We start from the raw sequence: 25,212 nt of genomic DNA, 5'->3' as shown, positions 1-25,212 counted from the left end.
TGAGATGCCTCGAGCGTTCGTATTCGGTCCGTTCGATACCCGAACCAAACGGTATACGTAGCTACTGCACTAACGTCGACTGTGTCCGGTCGTCTCCGACGTATCGTCGCGGTGAGTGTCGTCCTCGTCGTCGTGGCTGTCGTGGCCGGTCTTTTCGTGGTCGATGTCGACTCGACTGCTCCAGAGCCAGCACCCTTCGACGACACAGTTTCGGTCGGTCTTTCGGCCGCCGACCAGCACGGTCTCGACGCGGACGTCGAACTCCCGAAAGCACAGGTCTACTACTCCCAGTACGAGTACGTCGTGGGCTACTACGGCGTCGAAACGTTCGTCGAGACACAGCGAACCGAGGGGTACACCCAGCGGTTCGGCTATCCACTCGTCGTCTACGTCAGCGACTACTCGAGTGTCGACGTCGACCTGACCGAGGAGGGACACCCCGTCACCGACGGTCAGCCGGGTTGGACCGACGCCGAGGGCGCGTGGTACGTCACCGACAGCGAGGCGAGCACACCGACTGGCGAGACCGTCGTGCCGTTCTCTAGTCAGGCGGACGCGACGGCGTTTGCCGATGCCCACGACGGGACGGTCCGCTCGTGGGGACAACTCCTCGAGACGGAGTTCGACCGCGACGAAGCGTCGGTCGTTCGCGACCGCGTCGACGACCAACACGCCGACGCCGACCGGCGTGTCGAAGCGACTGCCGACCTCCGGGACCGTCCGATCTCGACCGTCGTCGGCGAGGGCAGTGAGACGATTCAGGAAGCGATCGAGGAGGCACCCGCGAACACGACGATCCGCGTTCCCGAGGGCGAGTACGAGGAGACCCTCGAGATCGAGCGCCCGCTCACCCTCCTTGGTGACGGTGACGTGACGATCCGTGGCGACGGCAACGGCTCGGTCGTCACCGCGACTGCGGATCGGACGGGACTGGTCGGTCTCGAGATCACGGGTTCGGGAGCGCAGCGAACGGGAGCAGACGAGTTGCCCGGCGACGACCCGGAAGACGAGGAGTGGGATGCGACGTTCGAACAGAATTACGCCGGCGGCGACGCTGGCATCGCCATGCACACCGCGAGTGACTCACTCGTCGAAGACGTGACGGTACACTCCTCCGCCAGCGGGATCATCATCAGACGCGGCGGCGAGTCGGTCGTCCGGAACGCGACCGTCTACAGTCCCGAGGCCTGGACCGACGGCCACGCTGGCATCCTCACCGTCCACTCGCCGATCGTCGTCGAGGAGTCGACGGTGTACGACGGGCGCGACGGACTCTACGCACACCAGTCCGAGGAACTCGTCGTTCGTGACAGCACTTTCGACGGGAACAGGCTGGGCGTCCACCTGATGCACACGTCCGAGGCGCTCGTCGCAGCAAACGACGTCCACGACCAGGTAAACACCGGCATCTACGTCATGACCGGCCCCGAGCGCAACGCTCTGGTCGACAACGACGTCCGGAGCGACGAGTACGCGATTTTCGTGAGCGGCAGCGACTCCTACGTCGCGGGGAACGTCCTCACGGACAGTCGCGTCGGGCTTCGTATCGACTCGACGGGCACGATCTACGAGCACAACGTCGTCGCCGGCAACGAGATCGGGGCCAAAGAACGATCGCTGTTGCCGACGAACCAGGTGTACGCGAACGATTTCGTCGACAACGACGTCCACGGTGAAGCCGGCACCGGACCGCTTCGCATCTGGACCGAAGACGGCGTCGGCAACTACTGGCAAGGACCGTTCAGCCTCGAGTCCGACGAACGAACGGACCGGGCCTACTCGCCGACCGCTCCCGTCGACCAGCGCCTCCACAGGGTCGACGGGACGCCGACGCTCGCTCGATCTCCCGCACTCGACGCGATGGCCGGACTGCAGGGAAGCGTTCCCGGCATGCGGACCGGCAGCAGCGTCGACCTGGCACCGACGTGTGAACCGAACAACCCGGACCTGCTCGAGGGAACCGCCTGGGAGGATCGAGCGTGGTCCTGTGATCGAACGACGACACCATGACAGAGGATACATCGACAACAGCGACGACTGCATCGAACGCGACCCGAACGCCGATACTGGCAGCGACGGCCGTCGATCACGCTTACGGCGACGTCTCCGTGCTGGACGACGTCTCGACGACCGTCGACGGCGGCGACGTAACCGCACTGATCGGCCCGAACGGCTCCGGGAAGACGACCCTGCTTCGGGTTCTCGCAGGGCTGCTCGAACCGACCGATGGCTCGGTCACCTACCACGGTGACGCCGCGACTCGCCGTATTGGCTACCTCCCACAGCAGCCCGCGTTCCGACCTGGGTTCACCGTTCTCGAGACGCTTCGGTTTTACTCGTCACTCGTCGGGGCCGACGAGTCCGACGCGATGGAACGACTCGAGGCAGTCGGTCTCGAGGACGCGGCCGGCCGACCCGTCGAGGCACTCTCCGGTGGGATGACCCGACTGGTCGGCGTCGCGCAGGCGACGATCGGCGATCCACCGGTCGTCGTTCTCGACGAACCAGCCAGCGGGCTCGATCCGGGAATGAGCAAACACGTCTTCGACGTCGCGACGGAACTCGCAGTCGAGGGGACGGCCGTCCTGTTGAGTTCTCACGACCTCGAACTCGTCGAACGGACTGCCGACGAAGTCGCGGTACTGGACGACGGCCGAATCGTCCGCCAGGGCGCGCCCGCAGCGATCACAGCCGAACTCGAGGTCGACTCGCTGCGTGACGTCTACGAGGCGTCGGTCGCCGCCGACGCGGGAACCGTCCGCGTCCAGGGGGTGAGTTCCTGAGATGAGCGCGGAGACGGAACGCGAACCGAACGCCACGCCAGCGACGGGGTACCGCCTCGCCACGATCGTTCGCCGGGAACTACGGACGGTAATCCGTACCCGGACGTTCTACCTGCTCGCGGCCGCACTCGCGGCCGTCGTCCTCGGAATCACGTGGATCGGCGACGGCTACACGGCCGGCTACCTGCCGACGGCCGTCGACCTGCTGACACCGCTCGAGTTGCTCGTCCCGATCGTCGCCGTCGCCTTCGGCTACCGGGCGATACTCGCCGACGAGCAGCGAGGCGAACTGGACGTTCTCGAGACGTATCCGGTCTCTCCACGCGAGATCGTGCTCGGCGTCTATGCCGGGCGGGCTGTGGGGCTGGCGGCGACGATAGCGATCCCACTCGCTCTCGTCGCGGCTGCGATCGCGGTCACCGGTGACGACGCCGTCGCCATCTATGCGACACACACTGGAGCCGATTCGCCGGTGCTTTTCGCCCGGTTTCTCGTGTTGACCGTCCTCTTCGGACTAGTCGTGCTCGCTGTTGCCGTTGCTATCTCATCGCTCGTCAGCGGCACCCGGAGCGCCCTCGGGCTATCGGTCGTCGCGCTCGTCGCCCTGTTGATCGGGTTCGACCTGGCGCTCGTCTACGGCCTCGCAGAAGGCGTGATCGGCGACGCCGACCTGCTGTACTCGCTTGCGGTCAGTCCGCTCAGTGCCTACCGCGGGCTCGTCCTCGAGACGACCGTGATCGTCGCCTCGGGGACGGGGCCACGGGTTGCTTCGCCGCTTGCGAGTCTGGTCGGCTTCGCGGTCTGGAGCGTCGGCTCGCTCGCGGTCGCGATCTGGGGCGTCGGTCGGTGATAGCCGTCCGACCGTGAACGGCGGGGAGTCTCTCCGCACGAAAAGTGAGCCACGTTCAGCAACTGTTGCCGGTTACACACGCAGTTGATCCGACGAACTCGCCGTCGATTATTCCAGAAGAAGAAACCATATTAGATTACTTTCCCACATTCTAAGAACCGGAACTGGTTATATGTCCTGACGAGGCCGAACACGACCATATGAGCACTACTGGCGATCACACTGACTCTCGTGTACGTCGTCGCGCGCTACTCGGTACAGTCGGAAGCGTCGCCGGCTTCACCGTCGCGGGCTGTCTCGGGAGCACGCCCTCGGTGAGCGTGCTATCGGCCGGGAGTCTCGCACACACGTTCGAGGACCACGTCGGGCCGGCGTTCAAAGACGAAACGGGAATCGACGTCCACGGCGAATACTACGGTACGAACGCCGTGATGCGAATGATCGAAGACCGGACGAAGCATCCGGACGTCGTCGCCAGCGCCGACGCGACGCTTCTCCGGGATCGACTCTACGACGAATTTACCGACTGGGACCTCGAGTTTGCGGCAAACAGCGTTGGAATCGGCTACAACGACGACACCGAATTCGGTCGACGGCTCGAGGACGGGGAGTCGTGGTACGAACTCGCACTCGACGCCGACGAGGGAGACCTCGCGATCGGCGACCCGGATCTCGACCCGCTCGGCTATCGTGCCATCCAGGCGTTCGAACTCGCGGAGAGCGAACACGACCTCGACGGGTTCCGCGAGGAAATGCTCGCACTCGTCTACAAGGAACCAGAGGAGCCACAGATCATGGCTGGCGTCGAAAGCGGGTCACGTGCCGGTGCGATCGTCTACCGGAACATGGCGGTCGATCACGACATGCCGTTTCTCGAGTTTCCGGCCGCGTACAACTTCGCCGATCCCGAACTGGCTGACCACTACGCGATGGCCAGCTACACGACCGACGAGGAGGGGTACACGGCCGAAGGGCGGCCAGTCACCTACAACGCGACGGTCGTCGACGACGCCGACGACCCGGGCGCGGGCCACCAGCTCGTGGCGTTTCTCGTCGACAATCCCGACCTGCTCGAGGACGCGGGATTGACCGTCGGAGAAAGCTTTCCCCGTCCGTCCGGCAACGTCCCCGAGGAGGTCGAGAGATGAGTACTGAACACCGCCGATCCCGGTGGACAGTCCGAACTCCCGAGTTGCTCGTCCCGGCGACGCTCGGCGCGCTCTTGCTCGCCTACTTCGCTGTTCCTTTCGTGGCCTTTCTCTCGCGGACTGGAGCAGCGAACGTCCTCGGCGGGCTCGCGTCCTCGGAGGCCCAGATGGCGATTCGCAACTCGCTGCTCACTGCACCCGTCTCGACGACTATCGCGACGATCTTCGGGGTGCCACTGGCGTACGTCCTCGCCCGGCAGTCGTTTCCCGGGAAACGGCTCGTCGAGGCACTGGTGATCCTCCCGCTGATCGTCCCGCCGGTCGTCGGCGGTGCGATGTTGCTGACTGCTGTCGGGCGATTCACGCCGATCGGATCGGCCGCCGCCGCCGCCGGTGTGCCGCTCACGGACAGCCTGATCGGAGTCGTCCTCGCCCAGACGTTCGTCGCCGCCCCCTTCGTCGTCATCACCGCTCGAGCGGGCTTTGGCGCTGTCGACGACCGCCTGGAACAGGCTTCCCGGTCGCTCGGCTACGGCCCAATAGCGACGTTCTGGCACGTTTCCTTGCCGCTTGCCCGGGGTGCGATCGTCGCCGGGATCGTCCTGACGTTCGCACGGGCGATCGGCGAGTTCGGCGCGACGATGATGGTAGCGTACAACCCACGGACGATGCCGACCCGGATCTGGGTGGACTTCATCTCCGGCGGGATCGACGCGATCGTCCCGCTCGCGCTTGCACTGCTTGCGATCACGCTCGTCGTGCTCGCTGCCGTCCAGCGATTCGGTCGCGTCCCGACGGTGATCGACCGATGACCCTCGAGATCGATGCCCTGACACACCAGTACGGGACCGAGCCCGCCGTCGACGACGTCTCGTTCGAACTCGAGGAGGGCGAGCTGGTCGCGATCCTCGGACCCAGCGGTTGCGGGAAGACGACGATCGTGCAGGCGATTGCAGGCCACGTCTCGCCGACTGCCGGCCGAGTACTACTCCGGGACGGGGACGTCACCACGCTCCCGCCAGAGGAACGACAGGTCGGGGTCGTCTTCCAGGAGTCGACGCTGTTTCCCCACATGACTGTGGGCGAGAACGTTGCCTATGGGCTCGCGGCCCAGAACGTCGACGTTGACCGGCGAGACAGCGTCGTCGACGACTACCTCGCACTGGTCGACCTCTCGGCGCAACGTGACGCCTACCCTGCCGAACTGAGCGGCGGCCAGCGCCGACGAGTCGAACTCGCACGAGCACTGGCACCGGAACCGGACGTATTGCTGCTCGACGAACCGCTGTCGGCGCTCGACCGGACGTTGCGCGAACGGCTGCGCGAGGAGATCGCTCGCATCCAGCGTGAAACCGGCGTGACGACGCTTTTCGTCACGCACGACCAGGAGGAAGCGATGGCCCTTGCAGACCGCCTCGTCGTGATGAACGACGGACACGTCGCCGGCATCGGTTCGCCACGCCGTCTCTACGAGTCGCCGCCGACGCCGTTCGTGGCGTCGTTTCTCGGCCGGTCGAATACTTTCTCCGCGACCGTCTGCAAGCGACAGCCGCCGACGCTCGCACTCGAGGGCAACGGCGTCCGCGGGGAGGTGACACTGGCAAACTCGAGCGTCGACGCCGCAGTCGGCGAGACCGTCACGTGTCACGTTCGGCCGTCCGATCTCGCGGTGGACTCGTCGAACTCGGCCGAGTCACCACTGACGGGCGAAGTCGACCACGTCGCGGATCTCGGTCGCCGTTACGACGTGACCGTTCGGCTCGAGGTCGGTCAGGAACTCGTCGTCGCACAGACGTCGCCTCCACCGTCGGTCGGTGACGTCGTCGGACTCGACCTCTCCCCGGGGAAACTGACGATTTTCGAAACGAGCCACGAAGAACACGCCGGGACCGAGCCGACGCCGTCCTGATCGTTACACGAACTACAGGAGAAAGCCACGGCTTTAGCCCTGCCTCTTACCCATACGTCTCATGAGTTCAGTCGTGGGAGGCGGTCAACCCATAAGCGACATGACTAGTTCGCGCGTCACGTCCTCGTGTTCGTACAGGTCGCCGCCGTACTCCTCCTGGAAGGTTTCGGCCTCGTCGGCGTCGGCAAAGCCGACCATCGACGGCCCCATCGCGCCGTAGACGTCGCTGTCGACGACCAGCAAGAGATCGTCGACGGTCGCAAACGCGTCCGCTTCGAGGTGGCTGCTGATCTCCTCGATACCGGCGTCCGTCTCCACGTCGTACTCGACGCTCGAGTAGTCGGTCAGGTAGACGACTTGGGGATCGTGACCGTCGTCTTCCTGTTCGAAAGTATGGGTGTACGTACACGTCGAACTGCAAAACTGCGCGGGTCGGTCCTCGTCGACGACGGCTTCGGGGTCGGCGTAGTGTGTCTGTCCGACCGGCCCCGGGTGCTGTCCGATCTCCATCGTACACTGGTCACAGGTCTGCACGTCGCCGATCGTGATCGGTTCGGGAACGTCCCCACTGAAACAGCCGGCAAGTGTCGCGAGGCCAACGCCACCGACAGCGGCAAGTAGCGTTCGACGCGTCGGTCCGTTCCGGTCTCCTGGTGCCGTCGACTCCATACCGTTCCTTGGAAGGAAGACGGTAAGTCGAGTGTGGTTCGATTGCCGAACCGTGCTCTCCGCCACGAAGGCACTGTCCAACATTCGACGATTACACCAGATCCTACTTGCCAGTCGCGTAGCTAGGTTGGCCCAATGAATCGACGTGCTGTTCTGGGTGTCGGTGCGGCGGCCGGTCTGTCGGCTGTCGCCGGTTGTCTGACTGGAACGTTCGGCGACGAAGCGAGCGACGATATCGTGCTCGGCCCCCCGGACGACGTCGAAGACCGGGGCGAACCGATCTATCCGACCCACGGCGACCCGTTCCCGTCGTTCGAACTTCCGGACCCGGTCCAGGAGACGACCGTCGACATCGATGAGATCGACGAATGTCTGCTCTGTACGGCGTTTTTCGCCAGCTGTCCAGCAGAGTGTATTCCACTCATCGACTCGCTCTCGACAGTTCAGGCGAACACGCTCGAGCAAGGAATCGACGACCAGGCACGATTTCTCGCCATCACGTTCGATCCCGAACGCGATACGGCCGACGAACTCTCCCATCACGCCGGACTGCTAGACGTCGACCTCGAGGCAGGAAACTGGCACTACCTCCGTCCCGAAGACCACGAACGAGCGAAATCCGTCGTCGAAGACGACCTCGGTATCCCCTTCGAACGCGAAGAACTCGGTGACGAGTACGATTTCCTTCACATCACGGTCACGTTCCTCGTCAACCCGAACGGCTACGTCGAACGGAGCTACCGCGGCGAAAACCCAGATCCCACCGAGATGACGAACGACCTCGAACAGGTACTCGACGACTGGGAATGACGACGACCACTTCAGCTTCGATCGGCGCGGTCGTCCTCGAGACGTGTCACGACCCGACGCTGGACGCGGCAGCGGTCGAACCGGTCGGTCTCGTCGTCTTCGCGCTGATCGGGCTGCTCGGTGGCGCTCACTGTCTGGGGATGTGTGGGCCGCTGGTGACGACCTACTCCGACCGGCTCCGGGCCCAGAACGATCGATCATCGACGAGAAACGAACTGACCGTCGGGATGGTCAAACAGCACGCGCTGTTCAACCTCGGACGAACGGCGAGTTACGCGGTCCTCGGCGGGCTGTTCGGGCTCGCAGGCGCGGTCGTCTTCGTCTCGCAACAGGCCGTGACCGCGGTCGCCACCGACGTCCACGCGATCGCCGGCATCGTCGTCGGGACAGTGATCGTCGCGATGGGGGTCCACTACCTGCTCGGCCGCGGACTCGTCGGCGGATCGATCAGTCTCCCGTTCGTCGGAGCACTCCTCGAGCGCGTCCACGGACGCTTGCTCGCGAACGTCGACGACTGGGTCGGCGACAGCCGGATCGCCGGTCTCGGGGCGGCACACGGACTGTTGCCCTGTCCGTTGCTCTACCCGGCGTTCCTCTATGCGTTCGTTCAGGGGTCTCCTGTCGGCGGCTTTCTGGGACTCGCCGCGCTCGGCGTTGGCACCGTTCCGTCGCTTTTCGTGTACGGAACGCTCTTCCAGTCGCTCAGCCTCGAGACCAGAGTCAGACTTCACCGTGTTCTTGGCGTCGGGTTCGTCGTCCTCGGCTACGTTCCGCTCCAACACGGGCTCGCGATGTTCGGCGTTCCTCTGCCACATCCGCCGATTCCGTACTACCAGCCGCTATAAGCGTCAAAGACGGGTACTTCGGTAGATCCGAGCGACGTCTTCGTCGACCGCCGAGAACGTGATGACGTCGTCCTCGCCTAGATCGTCGTACCGGTCGACGTACTCGAGTGCTAGTTCCTCGTCTTCGTAGACGCGTGGATCGACACCCATCGGGTCGTCTGCCCGCCTCTCGTCGTGTTCGAGGGCGTAGTAGGCGTCGAAGCCGTCGATCAGTTCACCCGTATCGAAGTCGGTCACCCAGACGCCAACGACCTCGCTGTCGGGACCGTCGAAGTGCTTGGGTGCGACGGAGTAGGCGAACAGACAGCCCGGGCTACAGAGCATCATCCCGTCGCCGTTCTCGTGGGCAAGTTGAGCGTTTCGATCGGGGTAGTCGACGACGCCCATCGAACAGACGCCACACATGTGCTGGCTCTCGAAGTCCTTTGGCTCGTCACCGGGATGGGCGACGAGGAAGGGAGACGGCTCCTCGTCTGGATCTGCGACGGTCTGGTCGCTCTCACCGTCGTCGCTAGAACAGCCGGCGAGTCCCGCCACAGTGCCGGCACCGACGGTAGCGAGTAGTCGACGGCGGTGCCACGAGCAGTGGGCAGAGCCTGCCATTACCGGAGCAAAGAGCGCACTCCGTAAAACGCACACGGTCGATTGTGCCGTCTCGGATACCGGCCTCGACCTTCGATGTACGTACCAGACCGACTATGAGCCGCCCTCACCGAGAGTGACACGACAATGGCCGTCCCGCGTCGTCTCCTCCTCTCGCTCGCGCTCGCCGTCGGAATTGCCGGCGTCGTCGGTCTCTTCGTCGCCGATCCCGGATCGACATCGCCCGACCCAGTCCCGTTCGAGGACACCGTCGAGACCGGCGTCGTCCTCGAGAACGCACCCGACGACGACGAGATCGACGTTCCGCAGGCACAGGTCTTCTACTCGCAGTACGAGTACGTCGTCGGCTACAACGGGATCGAACGGTTCGTCGACGACAGCCAGGCGGCAGGTCACGAGGATCGGTTCGGCTACCCGCTTTCCGTCCACGTCTCCGACTACAGTGAAACGAATCTCGAACTCTCGGAGGAAGGACACCCGATCGCCGCGGACTCGATCGGCTGGGTCGACGCCGAAGAAGCCGCGTTCGTCGTCGACAGCGAGGCACGAACACCTGCAGGCGAAACCGTCGTCCCCTTCTCGGACCAGTCGGACGCCGAGGCGTTCGCAACGGCCCACGACGGCACCGTCCTCGAGTGGGCCCAACTCCTCGAGTCCGAGTTTAGCGTCGACGACGCCGACGTCGTCCGCGACCGAGTGGACGACAGACACGCACGGGCAGACGCCCTCGTCGCAGACGCGGAGACGCTGCAGGACCGGCCGGTGGAAGTCGTCGTCGGCGACGACGTCGAGACCGTCGCCGACGCACTCGAGGCGGCACCGGCGGAGTCGACGATTCTGCTCGAGGGCGACCACGACGTGCCGGACGGCATCGAGGTCGACCGGCCACTCACGATCGCTGGCGACGGCAACGCGACGCTCCAGGGTGACGACAACGGGACGGTTCTCACGCTCGATGCCGACCGCGCTGCCGTCACCGACCTGGAGATCACCGGCGTCGGTGACGTAGCCGAACCTGGTGCCGGCGACGTGGACTCCCAGAGCGACGATCCGCTCGAGATGGCGTACGGACAGGGCGACGCCGGGATCGAGGTCAACGGCTCACACGCCGCCGTCGAGAACGTGACGATCGAGACGCCGTCGAACGGCGTCTTGCTCCGTGACAGTCCCGAAACCGTCGTCCGAAACGTCACTGTCTACGGGAGCGACCACTGGAGCGACGGCTACATGGGCGTGCTTGCGATGCGTTCGACGGATGCCGTCGTAACAGATTCGCGGTTCGTCGACGGCCGGGATGGCGTCTACGCCCACCGATCCGACGGACTGGTCTACCGAAACAACAGCCTGGAGAACAATCGGATCGGCGTCCACCTGATGTACACCTCGAGTACCCTGATCGTGGACAATCGGATCGACGACGCGATGTCGACCGGGATCGACGTGATGACCGACCCCGAACACAACGCCATCGTCGGGAACGAGGTTCGAGGAGGCTCGCAGGGCATTCTCACCGCTGGCTCGCGCTCGTACGTCGCCAACAACCTCGTGACCGACGCCGAAGTCGGGCTGACGACTGCGGCGGGCAACTCCATCTACGAACACAACGTCCTCGCGGGCAACGCCCTGGGTGCCCAGGCGAACCAGCTCCTCCCGACGAATCGGGTGCGAGCGAACGACTTCGTCGGCAACTACGAGGACGCAGAGGCACGCCTCGGTGCACTCCGCGTCTGGACCGACGACGGCAGCGGTAACTTCTGGCACGGCGCGACTGGCGAGACCGACGGCGACGTCTTCGAACGCTCTTACTCACCGACCCACCCGGTCGACGAACGCCTCCACCGCGTCGACGGGACCGAGACGCTCGCTCACGCACCCGCGACCGACGCACTCGCCGCGTTCGAAGACTCCGTCTCCGGCATGCGATCGGAGAGCATCGTCGACCTGGCACCGCTGTGTGAACCGGCGAATCCGGAGTTGCTCGAGCGTACCGCGTGGGAGGCTCCTGACCGGGACTGTCCGGCCGGCTGAGCTCACTCCTGATCGGAAGCGTCTGCCTCAGCGGCGAGTTCCGCGTACGCCCGCCACGACGGATCGACGCTCGGGTGCTCGAGTCGCTCGCCGTCGACGACGACACCCTCACCGGACTCGACGCGGCCGATCTCCGCGACGACGGTGTTGCGGTCCTCGAGAGCCCGGCGAACGTCGGCGACGCCGTCGGGTTCGACCGCGATCACCAACGAGCCACAGCTAGTGGCAGCCCAGGGGTCAATCTCGAGGGCAGCACAGACCTCGGCGACGCCAGGCCGTAGCGGAACGGCCTCGTGGTCGACCGCGAACCGTACGCCCGCACCGTCGGCCATCTCGTTCAGTGCGCCGGCGATCCCACCCTCGGTCACGTCGTGCATCGCCGTCACGGGGCCCGCGGCCGCGGCCGTCAACGCGTCTCGGACGCAGTGAACCTCCTCGAGTCGCTGCTGGGCGTCGGCGACGACGTCGGCAGACAGTTCGAGTTGGTCGCCGTAGAGCGTGCTGAGCAGGCCCACGGACTCCACGGCAGGCCCGGTCGTCAACAGGAGCCGGTCGCCGGGGCTTGCCCCGTCGGGGCGGACGATTTCGTCGTGGTCGCCGACGCCGATCGCTGTCGCCGCACCGACCCACGGATAGGAAGGGTCGGAGTAGCGGGCGGTGTGTCCGGTGGTAACTGCCACGCCGAGATCCTCACACTCCTCGTGAATCGTCTCCCAGACGGTCGCGAACGCCTCGTCGGTCATCGTCTCCGGCAGGGTGAAACAGATAGAGAGGTGCGACGGCGAAACGCCGCTGACCGCGACGTCCGCGAGGATCAGATCGAGCGCGAAGCGTGCTGCGCGCTCGAGTCCAAGCGGCGGGAGAATCGAGATCGGATCGGTCGCAACGACGAGTGCAGAGCCGTCGACGTCGATCACGCCGAAGTCGACGCCGTGTTTGGGGCCGACGGCGACGTCGTTGCGAGTCGCGCCCAGCCTGGGCGCAACGTGGCGATCGAAGAACTCTCGATCTATCTTGCCGAGTTTACTCATGTTCGAACGCTCCGATCGCTCGCTCTTAGGGCTGCTGGTCGGTCGTGTGGCAGTCTCCCCGCCAGACCCCGTAACCAATACTTGTTTCTCAGCATCGCTCCGGAACGTCGCGTAGTTACACACAATAGTAAAATATCTCGCCAGCAAACAGCAAGTAGATGGCGCACTCGTTCCGATCTGGGCGCGAGAACGAGCTCGAACTCTCTACGAGCGAACTCACGGGTGCGCTAGGTGATTCAGTTACTGTCCTCCCGTTGCTGGTGGCGCTTGCAGCGACGACGAGCATCTCCTTGCCCCACGTTCTCGTCGGCTTCGGCGTCTTCCAGATCGTCTGGGGGCTTTACTACGGGATGCCACTCTCTGTCGAGCCGATGAAGGCACTCGTCGGGTTGGCGATCGTCGGCTCGCTGTCCTATCCCGAACTCGCCGCTGCTGGGTTGCTCGCCGGAATCGTCCTGCTGGTCGTCGGCCAGTTCGGACTCGTCGGCCACCTCCAGCGGATCGTCGGCGAACCCGTCATTCGAGGCGTCCAACTCGCCGTCGCCCTGCTGTTGCTCGAGGCCGCGATCGGACTCTCGGTCGACGCCCCGCTCGTGGCAGTCGGCGGATTCGCCGTCGTCGCCGCGTTCGCGCTCGTCGGCTACCGCCAGTCGAGCGTGCTGGTCGTCCTCGCGCTCGGTGGGGTCGCGGCCGTCGCGACGGCAGGTATCCCCACACCCAGTGTCCCCGACCTCGCGGCTTTCCCAGCCGGAACGCCGGCGTTTACTCTTGGTGCACTCGAGGGCACCGTCGCCCAGCTGGGGATGACGATCGGAAACGCGGCGATCGCGACGGCGCTGCTGTGTGGCGACCTCTACAACCGCGACGTCTCCGCTGACTCGCTGTCAAAGAGCATGGGCGTGACCTGTCTCGCGGCGGTGCCGATCGGCGGCGTCCCGATGTGTCACGGCAGCGGCGGGCTGGCCGGCAAGCACGCCTTCGGCGCACGAACCGGCGGCGCGAACGTCCTGCTGGGGATCGGCTACCTCGCGCTCGCGCTGGTCGCCGCCGGTGCCCTGCTGGCCGCATTCCCCGTGGCTCTCCTCGGCGTCTTGCTCGTCGTCGTCGCATTCGAACTCGGGCGGGCAGCGTTCGAACCCGTCTCCGACGGCCGGGCACTCGCGGTCGTCGTCGGGGTCGGCGTCCTCGGACTGGCCGTCAACGTCGGCGTCGCGTTCGTCGTCGGCGCGGTCGCGTTCTGGCTGGTCGCTCGAGCGGACTGATCTGTTACCTTTACGGACTGGCTGTGGTACGTGCTGTCTGTCGAACGTCGACAAACGCGCGCTCGGCCTCTCGGCCGGCATCCGCTGGGCGACCGTGGTCGCGCTGCTCGAGTTGTTCGCGGGAACGCAGTACGGCCAGCGATGGCGACTGCTGCTCGAAGACGTCTACCCCGGCTACAGCCGCTCTCCCGGCGACCTCGTGGGGGACTGCGCTCGGGTTCGTGGACGCGTTCGCGTTCAGCTACCTCTTTGGCTGGCTGTACGACCGACTCGCACGCGAGTGACGACCGAGAGGGGCGAGTCTTTTGGGATCGCGTTGCCAAGGTCCCCCTAATGACGAACACCTGGAGCGACCTCTTCGAACGCGGTTCGGCGTACGACGTCTCACTCGAGGAGATTCGCGCGGCGATCGACGACCTGGAGGCCGACGATGAGTGACGACGACCGCCCGAATCCGGCCCGCGTCGTCGCCGACGTGGACGTACTTGCATCCGACCTCCTGATCGGTGGCGACGCTCGCGAGGCGCTCGATCACGTCCGCAGTCACTCCTGGGTCGAGCTCGTCGCGAGCGACCACCTCCTCGAGCGAACCGAACGCATCGTCACGGACCTCGCCGACGAGGACCTCGCGGCGGACCATCGCGAGCGACTCGAGGCCGAACGCCGAACGGTCGACCACCCCGAGGACGACCCCCCAGCGCTGGCCTCGGCCTACCGCGGGAACGCGGCGCACCTGCTGTCCTACGACGAGCAACTGGGGTCGGCGAAAGCCGGCCTCTCGATGCAACCACGCGTCTCGGTCAGCGTTCGGCCGCCGGACGCCTTCGCGACCCTCTTCGATCCCGAGAGCCTCTACGCGGAAATCGAGGGCGGCGAGTATCCCGGTCCGGATCTGAACCCTCGAGCACGACGGACCGGGAACAAACTCGAGTGACAGTTATTCGCAGTCCGCGTACCAGTCCGCAAACGTCGCCAGCGCGCGGCCGCGATGCGAAATCGCGTTTTTCTCCTCAACGTCCATCTCGGCCAGCGTTTGGCCGTTGTACTCGAAGATCGGATCGTAGCCGAATCCGCCATCGCCGCGTGGCGGGACGAGCGTGCCGACGAGTTCTCCCTCGAAGGTCTCGGTCCGGTCGGCGTCGGCGTAGCCGAGCACGGTCCGGAAGCGCGCCCGGTGGTCGTCCTCCTCGCTTGCAAGTCGCCAGAGCCGTTCGACGCCGACGGTGTCTTCGACGTACGCCGAGTACGGGCCGGGGAAGCCACCCAGTGTGTCGACGAACATCCCCGTATCGCCCACGAGCACCGGTTCCGTCCCCGAGAGTTCCTCGAACGACTCGCGTGCGCCTCGAGTCGCGATTTCCTCGAGTGAGTCGCTTTGAATCTCGGTGTAGTCGTACTCGACTCGCTCGACGGCGGTGATTCCGTCCAGATACTCCTGGGCCTCGCGGGCTTTGCCTTCGTTTCCAGTGACGAACCGAACGAGCATGTGCGTGTGCGAGGCGGGGCGCTCCGAGAGAATATAGCCGTCGGTTGATCGCGGTAACCGTTTCAGTTTTCACGGGCTCGTCGACGTACCCGCTGTCGCTTTGGGCCCAGGAGATGTTTCTTAGCGTGTTTTCATGAATCAGTATGGGTCCCGAACTCGCCCGTCGAGAGCGATTGCCGCCGCTGCAGTCGTCGGCGTCGGTAGCGTCGGCGGTGCCGTCCTGACGCCCCGACGACACTATTCGGCCGACGTTGCTGGCGAGTACAGGCTCGGTCACCTGGCCACAGCACTCGCTCCGTTCGAAGGCGAGTCGATCCATACAGACCGGCTCGATTGACGCAGTCGTTCAAATTCGAGTTGCCCGACTACTCGCTGTTGAGCTTTGCGCAGGTGCTCACTTGCCGTTCCAGGCGCACATCCCAGTTCGTCGGCGACATCTTCGATACTCGCCTCCCGGGGGATCGCAAAGTAGCCGAGTTCCCGTGCCGTCTGGAACGTCTCCTGCTGCCGAGCAGTCAGCCGCTCGAGTGGGGCCCGCCCCCGCGGCACTCGCCGACGCGCTCGACCGTCGTCTCGATCCCGCCCAGTACCGTCTCGACCGCGGTACGGCTGTCGGCGAGGTCGCCGACGGGTCCGAACCGCACCGCCCAGTCCATTCGGTACTCGAGGGGCGGGATCGAGACCAGACTCTCGCGGGAGAAGGCCGCGACCAGTTGCTCGCTCAGTTCGCCCGGTTTCTCGCGGACGACCTCGAGCGCGCCGAGCGGATTCGGAAGGGATCTGTCTGGTTACCGAATCGTCCGACTCTTGCTGGGAACGCTATCGAACGTCGACCACGTGAGCGTCGGCGGGGTCGAACCCCACGACCACGTCGCCCGACGGCGGCTCCCGCGTCCGGACGAGCAGTTCCCGGCCGTGCCACTCGAGGTGGACCCGCGTCGTCTGTCCGAGAAACTCCGCGTTGTCGACGGTTGCGGTCGTCGTGTTCCTTTCGGCGTCGACCTGCAGGTTCTCCGGGCGGACGCAGAAGGCGACCTCGTCGCCGACGGCGAGGTCGGCGTCGGTTGTGATCGTCATCGTCTCGGGGCCGACCTCGAGCGTGGCCCGCTCGTCGAGCGCCGTAACGGTCCCCGGGAAGACGTTGTTATCTCCGATGAACTCCGCGACGAACTGAGTTTCGGGCTGGCGGTAGATGGCACGGGGTGGTGCGATCTGTTCGGGCATCCCTTCGGACATCACGGCGACGCGATCCGAGATGGCGAGGGCTTCCTCTTGGTCGTGGGTGACGTAGATCGTCGTGATACCGAGTTCGCGCTGGATCGCCTTGACCTGGACGCGGAGTCGCTCGCGTAGTTGCGCGTCCAGCGCGCTCATCGGCTCGTCGAGCAGGAGGACGTCCGGACTGGGCGCGAGCGCGCGGGCGATGGCGACTCGCTGTTGCTGACCGCCCGAGAGCTGGTCGGGGTCGCGGTCTTCCATCCCTGCGAGGTCGACCAACTCGAGGAGGTCCGCGACCCGTTGCTCGTCGGAGACGTCACCGGGCGGGTCAGCGAACTCGAGGCCGTAGGCGACGTTCTCGCCGACGCTCATGTGGGGAAACAGCGCGTAGTTCTGGAAGACGATGCCGACGCCGCGGTCCTCGGGCGGAACGGCACTGACGTCCACGCCGCCGAACCGGACTCGTCCCTCGGTCGGGTGCTCGAAGCCGGCGAGCAGCCTGAGTGTGGTCGTCTTTCCACAGCCAGACGGACCGACGAGTGTAAAGAACTCGCCGTCGCGGATCGACAGCGAGACGTCGTCGACGGCCGTCGTCTCGGCGTAGCGTTTCGTAACGTGCTCGAGCGAGACGGCGACCGGCGCGTCCGGCCCCGGTCGGTCGGTTCGCTCGTCGGTGCGCTCGAGTATGGATGGATCAGATGCCAAAGCTCTCACCTCCAAGGCGGTCGATCACGACGAAACTGACGCTCGTGACGACCAGCAGGACGACGCCCATTGCAGTCGCGGGTCCGAGCCGACGGCCCCTGAACCGTTCGATCGCGACCGGCATCGTGAACTGGTCGGTGCCGGTCGCCAGAATCACCGTCGAGGAGAACTCACCCATCGAGATGGCGAAGGCGAAGGCCGCGCCGGCGACGACGCCCGGCCAGATCAGCGGGAGTTCGACGTCGACCAGCGCTCGTGCCCGCGACGCACCCAGGGCTCGCGCTGACTCGATCAGGGACCGGTCGACCGACTCGAGGCCGGGCGCGACGGTGCGGACGACGAACGGGTAACACGAGACGGCGTGAGCGGCGACGATGGCAACTGCGCCGGCGACCGAGATCCGCCAGCCGCCGATCTCGAACCCGAAGACTGGCCCCCGGAGCAGCCCGATGCCGACGATGATTCCGGAGACGGCAAGCGGTGCCATCAGGAGGGCGTCGACGATCTTTCGACCGCGATACCGGCGTGTCGTCAGCACCGAGACGACGACGCCCATCGGCAGGGCGACCGCGAGCGCGCCAGCAGCGAAGAGAAGCGAGTTCCGAACGGCGTCCCAGGGTCGGATCTGGAACGCCGCCGCCGTCTCCTGGCGCTCGAGCAGGAACCGGTAGTGCTCGAGGGTGAGCCCACTACCGCCGCTGACGCTCGCATAGATCATGCTCAGGACGGGCGAGACGAAGACGAACAGGGCGACGACGCCGTAGACGGTCAGGCCGACCCGTGGTGCGAGTTCGCGGACGGAGAGAGAGGGTGGCGTAAGGGAGCGACGCGGCAGTGGCCGAATCCCTCGCGAGCGGACGACGTGGTTCGCTTCGTATCGCAGGTAGCCATAGAGGACGGTCAGCGAGATTCCCAGTTCGATGATCGCGAGCGCGGCCGCCTCGGCGTAGTTCAGATCCTGTATCTGCCGGTAGACGAACACCTCGACGGTGGCGAGCTGGAACCCGCCCAGCGCGAGGACGATGGGGAAGGTGCCGAAGGTGAAGACGAACGTGAGTGCAGCGCCCATCAGGACTGCGGGGTACAGTTGCGGGGCGACCACGTCACGGAAGGCACGAAACGGACTGGCTCCCAGGCTGCGCGCGGTTTCGATCGCGCTCGCGTCCACCGACTCCCAGGCCGCAGTCGTCACGCGCGCGACGAGCGGCGCGTTGTAGAAGGCATGGGCCAGCAGGATCACCTCGAGCGAGGGGACCAGATCGACCGGACCCAGTCCCAGCGCTCCGAGGACCGCGTTGAACGTCCCGTTCTGGCCGAACGTCGCGACGAAGCCGATCGCGACCATGATCGATGGCAGGACGAACGGGAGGATCGTCAGCGCACGCAGCGTCCGCCGGCCGCGGAACTCGTAGCGAGCCAGCAGGTAGGCCGCGGGGAGTCCAAGGACGACGCTTAGCAGGGTCGACAGCACCGCCTGATAGGTCGTGAAGCCGAAGATGCTGGACGGACGACCGCCCAGGAGAGAGTCACCAGCGACGGTGAGCGCCGACTCGCCGTTCAAGATTCGTGCGAGGCCGCCGAAGTAGAACGGATCTCGCAGTATCTCGAGAAAGATCGAGAGCGTGACGGTACCTTGGACGTACACCGACTCGAGGAAGACGGTCGCGACAGGGTAATAAAACAGCACCAGCAAGATGGCGGCCGTCGCGACGGCGAGGACGGCGATGGCACGGCGTTCGACGCCGTTCTGGACGCGCCGCGAGAGCGTCTCTTCGTCAGCGTCGGGTGACGCGTTCCGGCCGCTGGGGGGTGTCGGCGCGCCGGCCGTGTCCGATCGATCGGCGTCGTGAGCGTCCGTTCCGCTCATCGGGTCGATCCCTCGTTGCTCGAGTCGTTCGTCGCCAGTTCGTTTTCCGACGTGCTCCGGTCGTCGTCGAACCCAACGGCTATGGGCCGGACAGAACAACCCGGTGGTATGACCGTATTCGCACTGCTGCGCGTGACGCCAGTGACCGACGACGACATCACCGAGGATGTCGCTGCGGCGATCGATGCCCTCGAGGAGCACGACATCGAGTACGAGACGACGCCCATGGCGACGATTCTCGAGGCAGAGGACGTCCACGAACTGTTCGCGGCGTGTGCGTCGGCCCACGAGGCCGTTGGGACTGCCGAAATCCAGACGTTGGTCCAGGTCGAGGAGAAATGCGAGGTCGAGATGGTTGCCGACGACAAGATAGACGCCGTCGAGTCGGAACTCGGGCGGGAAGCCCGAAGTGACCAGGACTGAGTGCGATCCTCGGAGGCATTCCGGCAAGCGTCCGTGCGACGCGTAGCTGTCTTCGCGAGTCGTGACTCTCGAGTCCGGTCGGGAGAGCGACGGCTCTCGCTCGTACCGGGAGACTGGACCGCTCGGGGAGTCACCGTCGGCGGATGGGACACGATAACGTCTCGAGAGAGTGTCAGCTGCTGCCGACGACTTCGCGTTCCCACTCGTCGAGCCACCCGGTGAGGTTGCCCTCGAGTTCGTCGTAGCCGAAGAAGACGGTTTCCTCGGGCTGGATGGCGTACTCGGCGTAGGCGTCGGGGAGGTCGGTCTCCTCGTTGACGGGGCCGGTGACGTTGCGTTCGGCGATCACGGCCTGGACCTCGGGTTCGAGGATGAAGTCCATGAACTGGTGGGCCAGTTCGTCGTCGGTGCCGTCGGCGAAGCGAGCCATGCCTGCCATGTTGGCGTACCCCTGATCGTGAAGGGTCGCCACCTGATGCTTGTCGAGGTCGTTGTCGAACCGACTCGCGTAGACGCGGTCGTTCGTGTAGGAGACGACGACCGGTACTTCCTCGTTCTCGAACTGATCGTAGACGTCGTTCCACGCGTTGAGAATACGGACGTCGTTGTCGACCAGGTCCGCCCAGTAGTCGAGGTAGTCGTCCTCGCCGAACATGTCGACCGTCCAGAGGAAGAACAACAACCCCGTCGTCGAGTCGTAGGGGTTCGAAAGCGCGATCTGGCCTTCGTACTGGTCGTCGAGTAGGTCCTCGAACGTCTCGGGTTCTGTGACGTTCCGGCCGTCGTAGACGATACCACAGTGGCTGCGAAAGACGGGAACGACGCGGTCGTAAGGGTCGAAGTAGTACTCGTCGCCGATATCTCCGGCGTTCGAGAGGACGCTCTCGTTGGTCGTGGTGAACAGATCGCCGTCGACCCGTTCGTCGACTCGAACGAGGTTCTGGGGCCTGACACCGACATAGAGTTCGGCCTCGACGTCGAGTCCCTCGTTGTGGCGCTCGGCGTAGTAGTTCAGTTCCTGTTCGGGAAACTCCCACTCGAGTTCGACGTCGTGGCGGTCCTCGAACTCGTCTTTGATCCACTCGCCGGGACTGTCACTGGGTGCGTCCACGAACGAGGAGTAGGTCCCGACCGTGAGAACCGGATCGTCGTCGACCGATCCTTCGGTACTGCCGGCTTCGTTGCCACTATCGCCGTTCTCGAGATCGACCGCGGAGCAGCCTGCCAGTCCAGCCGTGGCGAGTGCACCACTGGAGGTCAGGAACGTTCGTCGTCTCATTACCGAGTGGTCTTCCCCGGTGATACGTAAGCGACTCGATTTCGACCGTTACCCTTCGCGTTCCGTCGGAAGGGTGAGACGAGCGGATTCGAGGGATGACGAATCCGTCGTCGAAAACTCGAGGCAGCCGGTCGTGGCGAGCGTCCGGAGCGCGTAAAACTCCAGCGAGGAGGGAACGGAATCACGGAGGTCGTCGGCGAGCACGCCGTACCACGCGAGCGGATGAGTCCCTGGGTTGGCCCACACAGATCGCGGCGCGAGAAACGGCGGCTCCCAGTCGCCGCGCCGTTCGGTGAACTGCCGTGCGGGCGTGTGCCTGACCAGGTTCAAGTGACGGTCGAACGGCGAGAGTGTCCTGTCGACGAGTCCTGTCCGGTCTTTCGGAACGGCGGCCGCGCGGGCGTAGTACCGCCGTGCGAGTTCGGCGTGGAGTTCTTTCCCCCGTCGCAGGGACCGGGGAATCCGTTCCCAGGCGCGCACGTAGGCTGGGTCCCACAGCGGGAGCCACCAGTCGACGCCGGCATCCTCGTAGGCCCGGAGGTCGCCGTTGGTAAATGTCGACATGCGGCCGCGCCACTCCCAGCGTTCGTAGGCTGCGGCGGCAGTCGCCGGGTCGGCAACGGCGTCCGGTTCTCGAGCGCCCAGCAGTCCTCGGCGGATTCGGTCGCAAGCGGCGTCGTAGAACCGGTCATCGTCCCACTGCCACAGCGAGTAGTGAGTCTCGAGGACGTACGCGACTAGTTCGTCGACCGTCGGTTCGATCGTCGTCTCGTCGATGCCGTCCGTGCCACAGCCGACCGACGGCGCTTCGTCGTTACGATTTTCCACGAACGTCGGCAGCCGCTCGCTCGGCGTCGCGACGGTGTGACCCGGACAGTAGAGCGCGTCCTCGGGGAGTCGACTCCCGTCTACGAGCGCTCGCAACGCGGGCCACTCGGCGAGAAACGGGAGCATATCGCCGCCGAACGCACGCTCGCGGTACCGGCTGCAGTCCTCGCCGTGGTACCACTGCCACCAGTTGGACTCGCCGTAGGGGAGAAACACCCAGTCGATGCCGAGTCGATCCGCGACCTCGCGGCTTACCTCCACGTCGGGATGCCCCGACCGGCCGAAGGTGTAGCCGATCACCTCGCGATCGCGGGCTGCCAGCGCCGCGGCAAGCAGCCGCGAGTCGTACCCGCCCGACAGCGGCACGACGATCGGCCGCGCGCCAGCGACGCGTTCGAGGCGATCGAGCGCCGTCTCGAAACCACTCTCGAGTCGTTGCAAGTGAGACTGTCGGACAGAAGTCAATACGAAGTCGGTCGCGGGTTCGTGGCCGTCTCCACCGGTGACGGCCCCAGCAGAGTGCCCGTTCGTCACGTCGTTCTGTCCGGCAGGATGAGTCTCGTGGCCGCCTCTAGAATCCGGAGAATCACACTCTCCGATCGGCCAGTACTCACGGTACGTCCGTCGGTCGACCCCATCGTCGCCGATGCGGACGACTTCGCCCGCCCGCGTGCTGTAGACGCCCCGCCAGATCGTCTCGGGACCAGTCACGTACCGCGTCAACAGGAACTCACTCTCCGCGATCGGATCGGTCTCGGCCTCGAGTCGCTCTCGAACGAGCTGTCCCCGATCGGAGACGATCGTCTCGGCAGCGTCGTAGTACAGCGGAATCGAACGTGCCTCGTCGGCGACCAGGAACGTCTCTCCCTCGTGGACGGCGACGACCGCGTAGAATCCCTCGAGACCCATGGCGACGGCGGCGGTGGCCTCGAGGCGGGACGCCCGTTCGTCCGCTCCCGGGCTGCTGTCAGCCAGCGCGTCACGAAACCGCTTTGCGAGGCCGGGGCCGGCGAGGACCTCGTCGCCGTCGAACGCCCGACCACGGACTGCGACTCCGTCGGTGTGGGTCCAGTCGCCCGCTCGCAAGGCCACCTTCATACTCGTGCTTCCGCTGAGGCGTATATAGACTCGGCGGTGGAGGCTGATATGGAAGTGCTGTCGATGTCCCGGCGCGACCGCGCGCTCCTGCGGTCGCGCCGGAACTGACTGACAGCAACCCGTATGAAGCGACGGTCGAAGACGACGCGAGTGATTCGCGCGAGGACTCGCAGACGCCGAGACGTAGGCAGGACCGGTAGACGAGAGCGGTGGCTCGACCGGTAAAAGCTCAAGCGTCGACTCGAGCGTCGAACCGGCCGACACGACCGGGTCCGACCGATCACATCGGCTTTAGACAGTCACTAGTAGCGTCCCAACCGTCGACTGACGGGTCGAATCGAGCCACACCGCCAGATTCGACCCATCAGTTCAGGCTTGGCCCGCCACTAGTGCTTTGGCAAGCCTGAACGGATGAGTGAAACCGAATGCGGTCGTCTGGTTTCACTCAGCAGTCGACGCTTGGCGGAGTACTAGTACTGTCCCAAGTGTGGACTGACGGGTCGAACCGAGCGACACCGCCAGATTCGACCCATTAGTTCAGGCTTGGCCCGCCACTAGCGTCGGGATCGCTCCTCGACAGACGGGTCCCGGATCGGGATTTCGACCGTCGACGTTTCGTCGAAGTCAGCTTCGAGGCCGATCGGCGATGGCTCCGTTGCCGGCTCTTCAACCGTGGTCTCGGCTCCGTCAACGGCCTCGAGTCGACGGCGTTCTGCTGCGTCGTAGGACGACCCGAGCGCAATCAGGAAACCGGTCATCGCGGTCACGAGAGCGATGCTTCCGATTGCGACGATAGCGATCGAAACGAGCGCACCTGAGAGCACTTGTCCGGCCGTCAAGAGCGAGACCGCGGTCACGGCCGCGATCAGCGTCAGGAGACGAGCTAGCCGGCCCGTGTCGAGACCGTTGAACTGTCTCTCGCCAGTCGTATCGCGTAGCACCGACAGAACGCCGTCGTAACTACCGCCAGATCGTGCGTTCCCGACCGAGTGGATCGACTGGGCGATCCACACGCCAGCAGTGAAGTTCAACAGTGCGACAAACGAGACCAGTCCGAGTTGGCCGTCGACGAACAGTCCCGCTGCGATCGCACTCGAGAGCGAGAGGCCCATGATACCGTGGGTTAGGAGCGACCGCGTGCCAAAGTCCGCTACACTGTGCGTGTATCCAGAACTCATAGTACGAACCACGTCCCCAGTGTGCATAGCCGAGACACCTACCAGTGCAACAGTTTGGCAGTCGAGACGGTCACCAGCTGGGACGTATCCGTCGCGGCCACGGTGTTGACGCAAATCGAAGATTTGCGAGAGCCGAACCCCTGTTGATTTCGGAAGGGCGGGGAACTCGCGTTGCTTTTCGTTTAGAACGGTGCGTCGCCGTCCGCGCTGGCGTCACCGCCTGCGTCCGTCGCCGTGTGTTCGTCTCCAGCGGCGAGTCCGAACTTCAGTCCGTACTTCTCGAGGCCGCCGGCCATGCTCTGGACGCGCACGTCCGTGGTGCCCGTGGCGGAAGCGATGAGTCGTGCGGCCCGGACGCTGTCTTTGCCGTGCGGACAGACGGTGACGACGCGGTTGTCGTCTTCGAACTCCGCGACGCGATTCGCGAGTTCGTGGAACGGGACGTTCTCGCTGCCGGGAATTCGGCTGTGCTCGAATCGTCGCCGATCGCGAATGTCCACGAGACGCACGTCGGCGTCTGCCTCGAGAAGCGCCTTGACCTCGTCGGGGGTGATTTCGCCGTCCATCGAGTGGCCGTTGGCGTGGCGAAGAGATAAGATCACGGATCTGGCAGGTAACAGTCTCCGCTTTCGTTACTCGAGCCACTCGGGGAGCCACCCGACGAGTCGCCGGCGAACGAGTGCGTAGCCGAGCGAGAGGACGACGGCACCGAAGACGAGTACCGCTATCCAGCCGTCGAAGACCACGAGCGCGGGTATCGCCAGCACGGCTGCGAGCGCGGCGTCTTCGGGCGACCCGTCGTAGCGAATCCAACGCCGGGGCTGAATCCAGCGCCCGCGGACGTGGTCGTACACCGCACGATCGGTCGAACCGCTCCACGGGTCCATCTCCGGGCTACCACCGAGGGCGTCGCTGGCGGCGTGGAGCCAGGCGGCGACGGTGAAGGCCCCGGCGGCGGCGGTGAGACTCGAGGGGACGGCGACGGCGAACACCACCGCGGGCACGGCAATTGCGAGTCCGAGAACGGGGAAGTGGAGGGTTCGTCGGTGCTCGAGGACCATATCGAGGTCGGGTGCAAGTCCACCGATGATAGCACCGACGGCCAGCGGCAGGCTGAACTCCGGTACGGCTACCGCTACGGGAGTGACCGCAGCGAGCGCGACGAAGACGTGCGTGGTCGCCATCATTGGTC

The 25,212-nt window shown here is 65.2% G+C and carries 26 protein-coding genes; 13 read left to right on the top strand and 13 right to left on the bottom strand.

Going from position 1 to position 25,212, the window contains the following annotated elements; genetic code table 11:
- Positions 1-81 precede the first annotated feature (81 nt).
- The 6 genes from NATGR_RS11685 (at position 82) to NATGR_RS11660 (ending at position 6,690) form a co-directional block, all read left to right on the top strand.
- Complete coding sequence (locus NATGR_RS11685; protein WP_005579513.1) at positions 82-2,010, top strand: NosD domain-containing protein; 1,929 nt, start codon at positions 82-84, stop codon at positions 2,008-2,010.
- Entirely contained in the window at positions 2,007-2,783 is a 777-nt protein-coding gene (locus NATGR_RS11680; protein WP_005579512.1) for an ABC transporter ATP-binding protein, read from the top strand. Before NATGR_RS11685 ends, NATGR_RS11680 begins: the two co-directional genes overlap by 4 nt.
- Before the next feature lies 1 nt (position 2,784).
- On the top strand, positions 2,785-3,633 hold the full coding sequence (locus tag NATGR_RS11675; RefSeq protein WP_005579511.1) for an ABC transporter permease: 849 nt from the start codon (positions 2,785-2,787) through the stop codon (positions 3,631-3,633).
- Between the two features lie 200 nt (positions 3,634-3,833).
- Positions 3,834-4,781 (top strand): extracellular solute-binding protein, encoded by a 948-nt coding sequence (locus NATGR_RS11670; protein WP_005579510.1) that lies wholly within the window; start codon positions 3,834-3,836, stop codon positions 4,779-4,781.
- Positions 4,778-5,593 (top strand): ABC transporter permease, encoded by an 816-nt coding sequence (locus NATGR_RS11665; RefSeq protein WP_005579509.1) that lies wholly within the window; start codon positions 4,778-4,780, stop codon positions 5,591-5,593. Before NATGR_RS11670 ends, NATGR_RS11665 begins: the two co-directional genes overlap by 4 nt.
- A complete protein-coding gene (locus NATGR_RS11660) occupies positions 5,590-6,690 on the top strand; it encodes an ABC transporter ATP-binding protein (protein ID WP_005579508.1) in 1,101 nt (366 codons plus the stop codon). Before NATGR_RS11665 ends, NATGR_RS11660 begins: the two co-directional genes overlap by 4 nt.
- A gap of 84 nt (positions 6,691-6,774) precedes the next feature.
- Here NATGR_RS11660 and NATGR_RS11655 read toward each other — a convergent pair whose 3' ends face one another.
- The gene (locus NATGR_RS11655) at positions 6,775-7,359 is read right to left on the bottom strand and encodes a nitrous oxide reductase accessory protein NosL (RefSeq protein ID WP_015233615.1); all 585 of its coding nucleotides are present in this window, start codon (positions 7,357-7,359) and stop codon (positions 6,775-6,777) included.
- 135 nt (positions 7,360-7,494) lie between these two features.
- Here NATGR_RS11655 and NATGR_RS11650 point away from each other — a divergent pair, with 135 nt between their 5' ends.
- Both NATGR_RS11650 and NATGR_RS11645 read left to right on the top strand, forming a co-directional pair.
- Positions 7,495-8,169, top strand: a complete 675-nt coding sequence (locus tag NATGR_RS11650) for an SCO family protein (RefSeq protein ID WP_005579506.1) — start codon at positions 7,495-7,497, stop codon at positions 8,167-8,169.
- On the top strand, positions 8,166-9,014 hold the full coding sequence (locus NATGR_RS11645) for a sulfite exporter TauE/SafE family protein (protein ID WP_005579504.1): 849 nt from the start codon (positions 8,166-8,168) through the stop codon (positions 9,012-9,014). The genes NATGR_RS11650 and NATGR_RS11645 overlap by 4 nt, the downstream gene beginning before the upstream one ends.
- A 3-nt stretch (positions 9,015-9,017) precedes the next feature.
- Here NATGR_RS11645 and NATGR_RS11640 read toward each other — a convergent pair whose 3' ends face one another.
- The gene (locus NATGR_RS11640) at positions 9,018-9,617 is read right to left on the bottom strand and encodes a nitrous oxide reductase accessory protein NosL (RefSeq protein WP_015233614.1); all 600 of its coding nucleotides are present in this window, start codon (positions 9,615-9,617) and stop codon (positions 9,018-9,020) included.
- A gap of 126 nt (positions 9,618-9,743) precedes the next feature.
- Here NATGR_RS11640 and NATGR_RS11635 point away from each other — a divergent pair, with 126 nt between their 5' ends.
- Positions 9,744-11,645 (top strand): NosD domain-containing protein, encoded by a 1,902-nt coding sequence (locus NATGR_RS11635; RefSeq protein WP_005579502.1) that lies wholly within the window; start codon positions 9,744-9,746, stop codon positions 11,643-11,645.
- A gap of 2 nt (positions 11,646-11,647) precedes the next feature.
- Here NATGR_RS11635 and NATGR_RS11630 read toward each other — a convergent pair whose 3' ends face one another.
- Positions 11,648-12,676 carry a HypE family hydrogenase expression/formation protein gene (locus NATGR_RS11630; RefSeq protein ID WP_005579501.1) on the bottom strand — a complete coding sequence of 343 codons (1,029 nt, stop codon included), beginning with the start codon at positions 12,674-12,676 and terminating at the stop codon, positions 11,648-11,650.
- A 158-nt stretch (positions 12,677-12,834) separates the two neighbouring features.
- Here NATGR_RS11630 and NATGR_RS11625 point away from each other — a divergent pair, with 158 nt between their 5' ends.
- Both NATGR_RS11625 and NATGR_RS11615 read left to right on the top strand, forming a co-directional pair.
- Positions 12,835-13,938, top strand: a complete 1,104-nt coding sequence (locus NATGR_RS11625) for a putative sulfate/molybdate transporter (protein ID WP_005579500.1) — start codon at positions 12,835-12,837, stop codon at positions 13,936-13,938.
- A gap of 430 nt (positions 13,939-14,368) precedes the next feature.
- Complete coding sequence (locus NATGR_RS11615; protein WP_005579499.1) at positions 14,369-14,872, top strand: DUF7384 family protein; 504 nt, start codon at positions 14,369-14,371, stop codon at positions 14,870-14,872.
- A 3-nt stretch (positions 14,873-14,875) separates the two neighbouring features.
- Here the strand turns inward: NATGR_RS11615 and rdgB are convergent, their stop codons facing one another.
- A complete protein-coding gene (rdgB, locus tag NATGR_RS11610) occupies positions 14,876-15,424 on the bottom strand; it encodes an RdgB/HAM1 family non-canonical purine NTP pyrophosphatase (protein ID WP_005579498.1) in 549 nt (182 codons plus the stop codon).
- A gap of 133 nt (positions 15,425-15,557) precedes the next feature.
- On the opposite strand from rdgB, the gene NATGR_RS19945 reads away from it, so the two are divergent.
- The gene (locus NATGR_RS19945) at positions 15,558-15,761 is read left to right on the top strand and encodes a hypothetical protein (RefSeq protein ID WP_005579497.1); all 204 of its coding nucleotides are present in this window, start codon (positions 15,558-15,560) and stop codon (positions 15,759-15,761) included.
- Here NATGR_RS19945 and NATGR_RS11605 read toward each other — a convergent pair.
- The 4 genes from NATGR_RS11605 to NATGR_RS11595 form a co-directional block, all read right to left on the bottom strand.
- Complete coding sequence (locus NATGR_RS11605; RefSeq protein ID WP_231990825.1) at positions 15,698-15,973, bottom strand: helix-turn-helix domain-containing protein; 276 nt, start codon at positions 15,971-15,973, stop codon at positions 15,698-15,700. The genes NATGR_RS19945 and NATGR_RS11605 overlap by 64 nt on opposite strands.
- Positions 15,940-16,080 carry a hypothetical protein gene (locus NATGR_RS20255; protein ID WP_231990826.1) on the bottom strand — a complete coding sequence of 47 codons (141 nt, stop codon included), beginning with the start codon at positions 16,078-16,080 and terminating at the stop codon, positions 15,940-15,942. Before NATGR_RS20255 ends, NATGR_RS11605 begins: the two co-directional genes overlap by 34 nt.
- 163 nt (positions 16,081-16,243) lie before the next feature.
- Positions 16,244-17,347, bottom strand: coding sequence for an ABC transporter ATP-binding protein (locus tag NATGR_RS11600; protein WP_005579496.1), 1,104 nt, complete (start codon positions 17,345-17,347; stop codon positions 16,244-16,246).
- Positions 17,337-19,214 (bottom strand): ABC transporter permease, encoded by a 1,878-nt coding sequence (locus tag NATGR_RS11595; RefSeq protein WP_005579494.1) that lies wholly within the window; start codon positions 19,212-19,214, stop codon positions 17,337-17,339. The genes NATGR_RS11600 and NATGR_RS11595 overlap by 11 nt, the downstream gene beginning before the upstream one ends.
- A gap of 108 nt (positions 19,215-19,322) precedes the next feature.
- Between NATGR_RS11595 and NATGR_RS11590 the strand changes: the two genes are divergently transcribed.
- Complete coding sequence (locus NATGR_RS11590; RefSeq protein WP_015233611.1) at positions 19,323-19,637, top strand: thiamine-binding protein; 315 nt, start codon at positions 19,323-19,325, stop codon at positions 19,635-19,637.
- 172 nt (positions 19,638-19,809) lie between these two features.
- Here NATGR_RS11590 and NATGR_RS11585 read toward each other — a convergent pair whose 3' ends face one another.
- From NATGR_RS11585 to NATGR_RS11565, 5 genes are all read right to left on the bottom strand, one after another.
- Positions 19,810-20,916, bottom strand: coding sequence for a thiamine ABC transporter substrate-binding protein (locus tag NATGR_RS11585; RefSeq protein WP_005579492.1), 1,107 nt, complete (start codon positions 20,914-20,916; stop codon positions 19,810-19,812).
- 48 nt (positions 20,917-20,964) lie between these two features.
- Positions 20,965-22,842, bottom strand: coding sequence for an asparagine synthase-related protein (locus tag NATGR_RS11580; RefSeq protein ID WP_005579491.1), 1,878 nt, complete (start codon positions 22,840-22,842; stop codon positions 20,965-20,967).
- A 554-nt stretch (positions 22,843-23,396) separates the two neighbouring features.
- Positions 23,397-24,020 (bottom strand): hypothetical protein, encoded by a 624-nt coding sequence (locus tag NATGR_RS11575; protein WP_074929730.1) that lies wholly within the window; start codon positions 24,018-24,020, stop codon positions 23,397-23,399.
- 182 nt (positions 24,021-24,202) lie between these two features.
- Positions 24,203-24,586: a rhodanese-like domain-containing protein gene (locus NATGR_RS11570; RefSeq protein ID WP_005579489.1), complete on the bottom strand. Its 384-nt coding sequence runs from the start codon at positions 24,584-24,586 to the stop codon at positions 24,203-24,205.
- A 66-nt stretch (positions 24,587-24,652) separates the two neighbouring features.
- Positions 24,653-25,207 carry a hypothetical protein gene (locus tag NATGR_RS11565; RefSeq protein WP_005579488.1) on the bottom strand — a complete coding sequence of 185 codons (555 nt, stop codon included), beginning with the start codon at positions 25,205-25,207 and terminating at the stop codon, positions 24,653-24,655.
- Positions 25,208-25,212: the final 5 nt, after the last annotated feature.

Origin of the sequence: Natronobacterium gregoryi SP2 (genome assembly GCF_000230715.2) — an archaeon.
In the GTDB taxonomy this organism is placed as follows: domain Archaea; phylum Halobacteriota; class Halobacteria; order Halobacteriales; family Natrialbaceae; genus Natronobacterium; species Natronobacterium gregoryi.
Note: the sequence above shows the minus strand (reverse complement) of the source record. Positions and strands in the feature narration are given on the sequence as shown.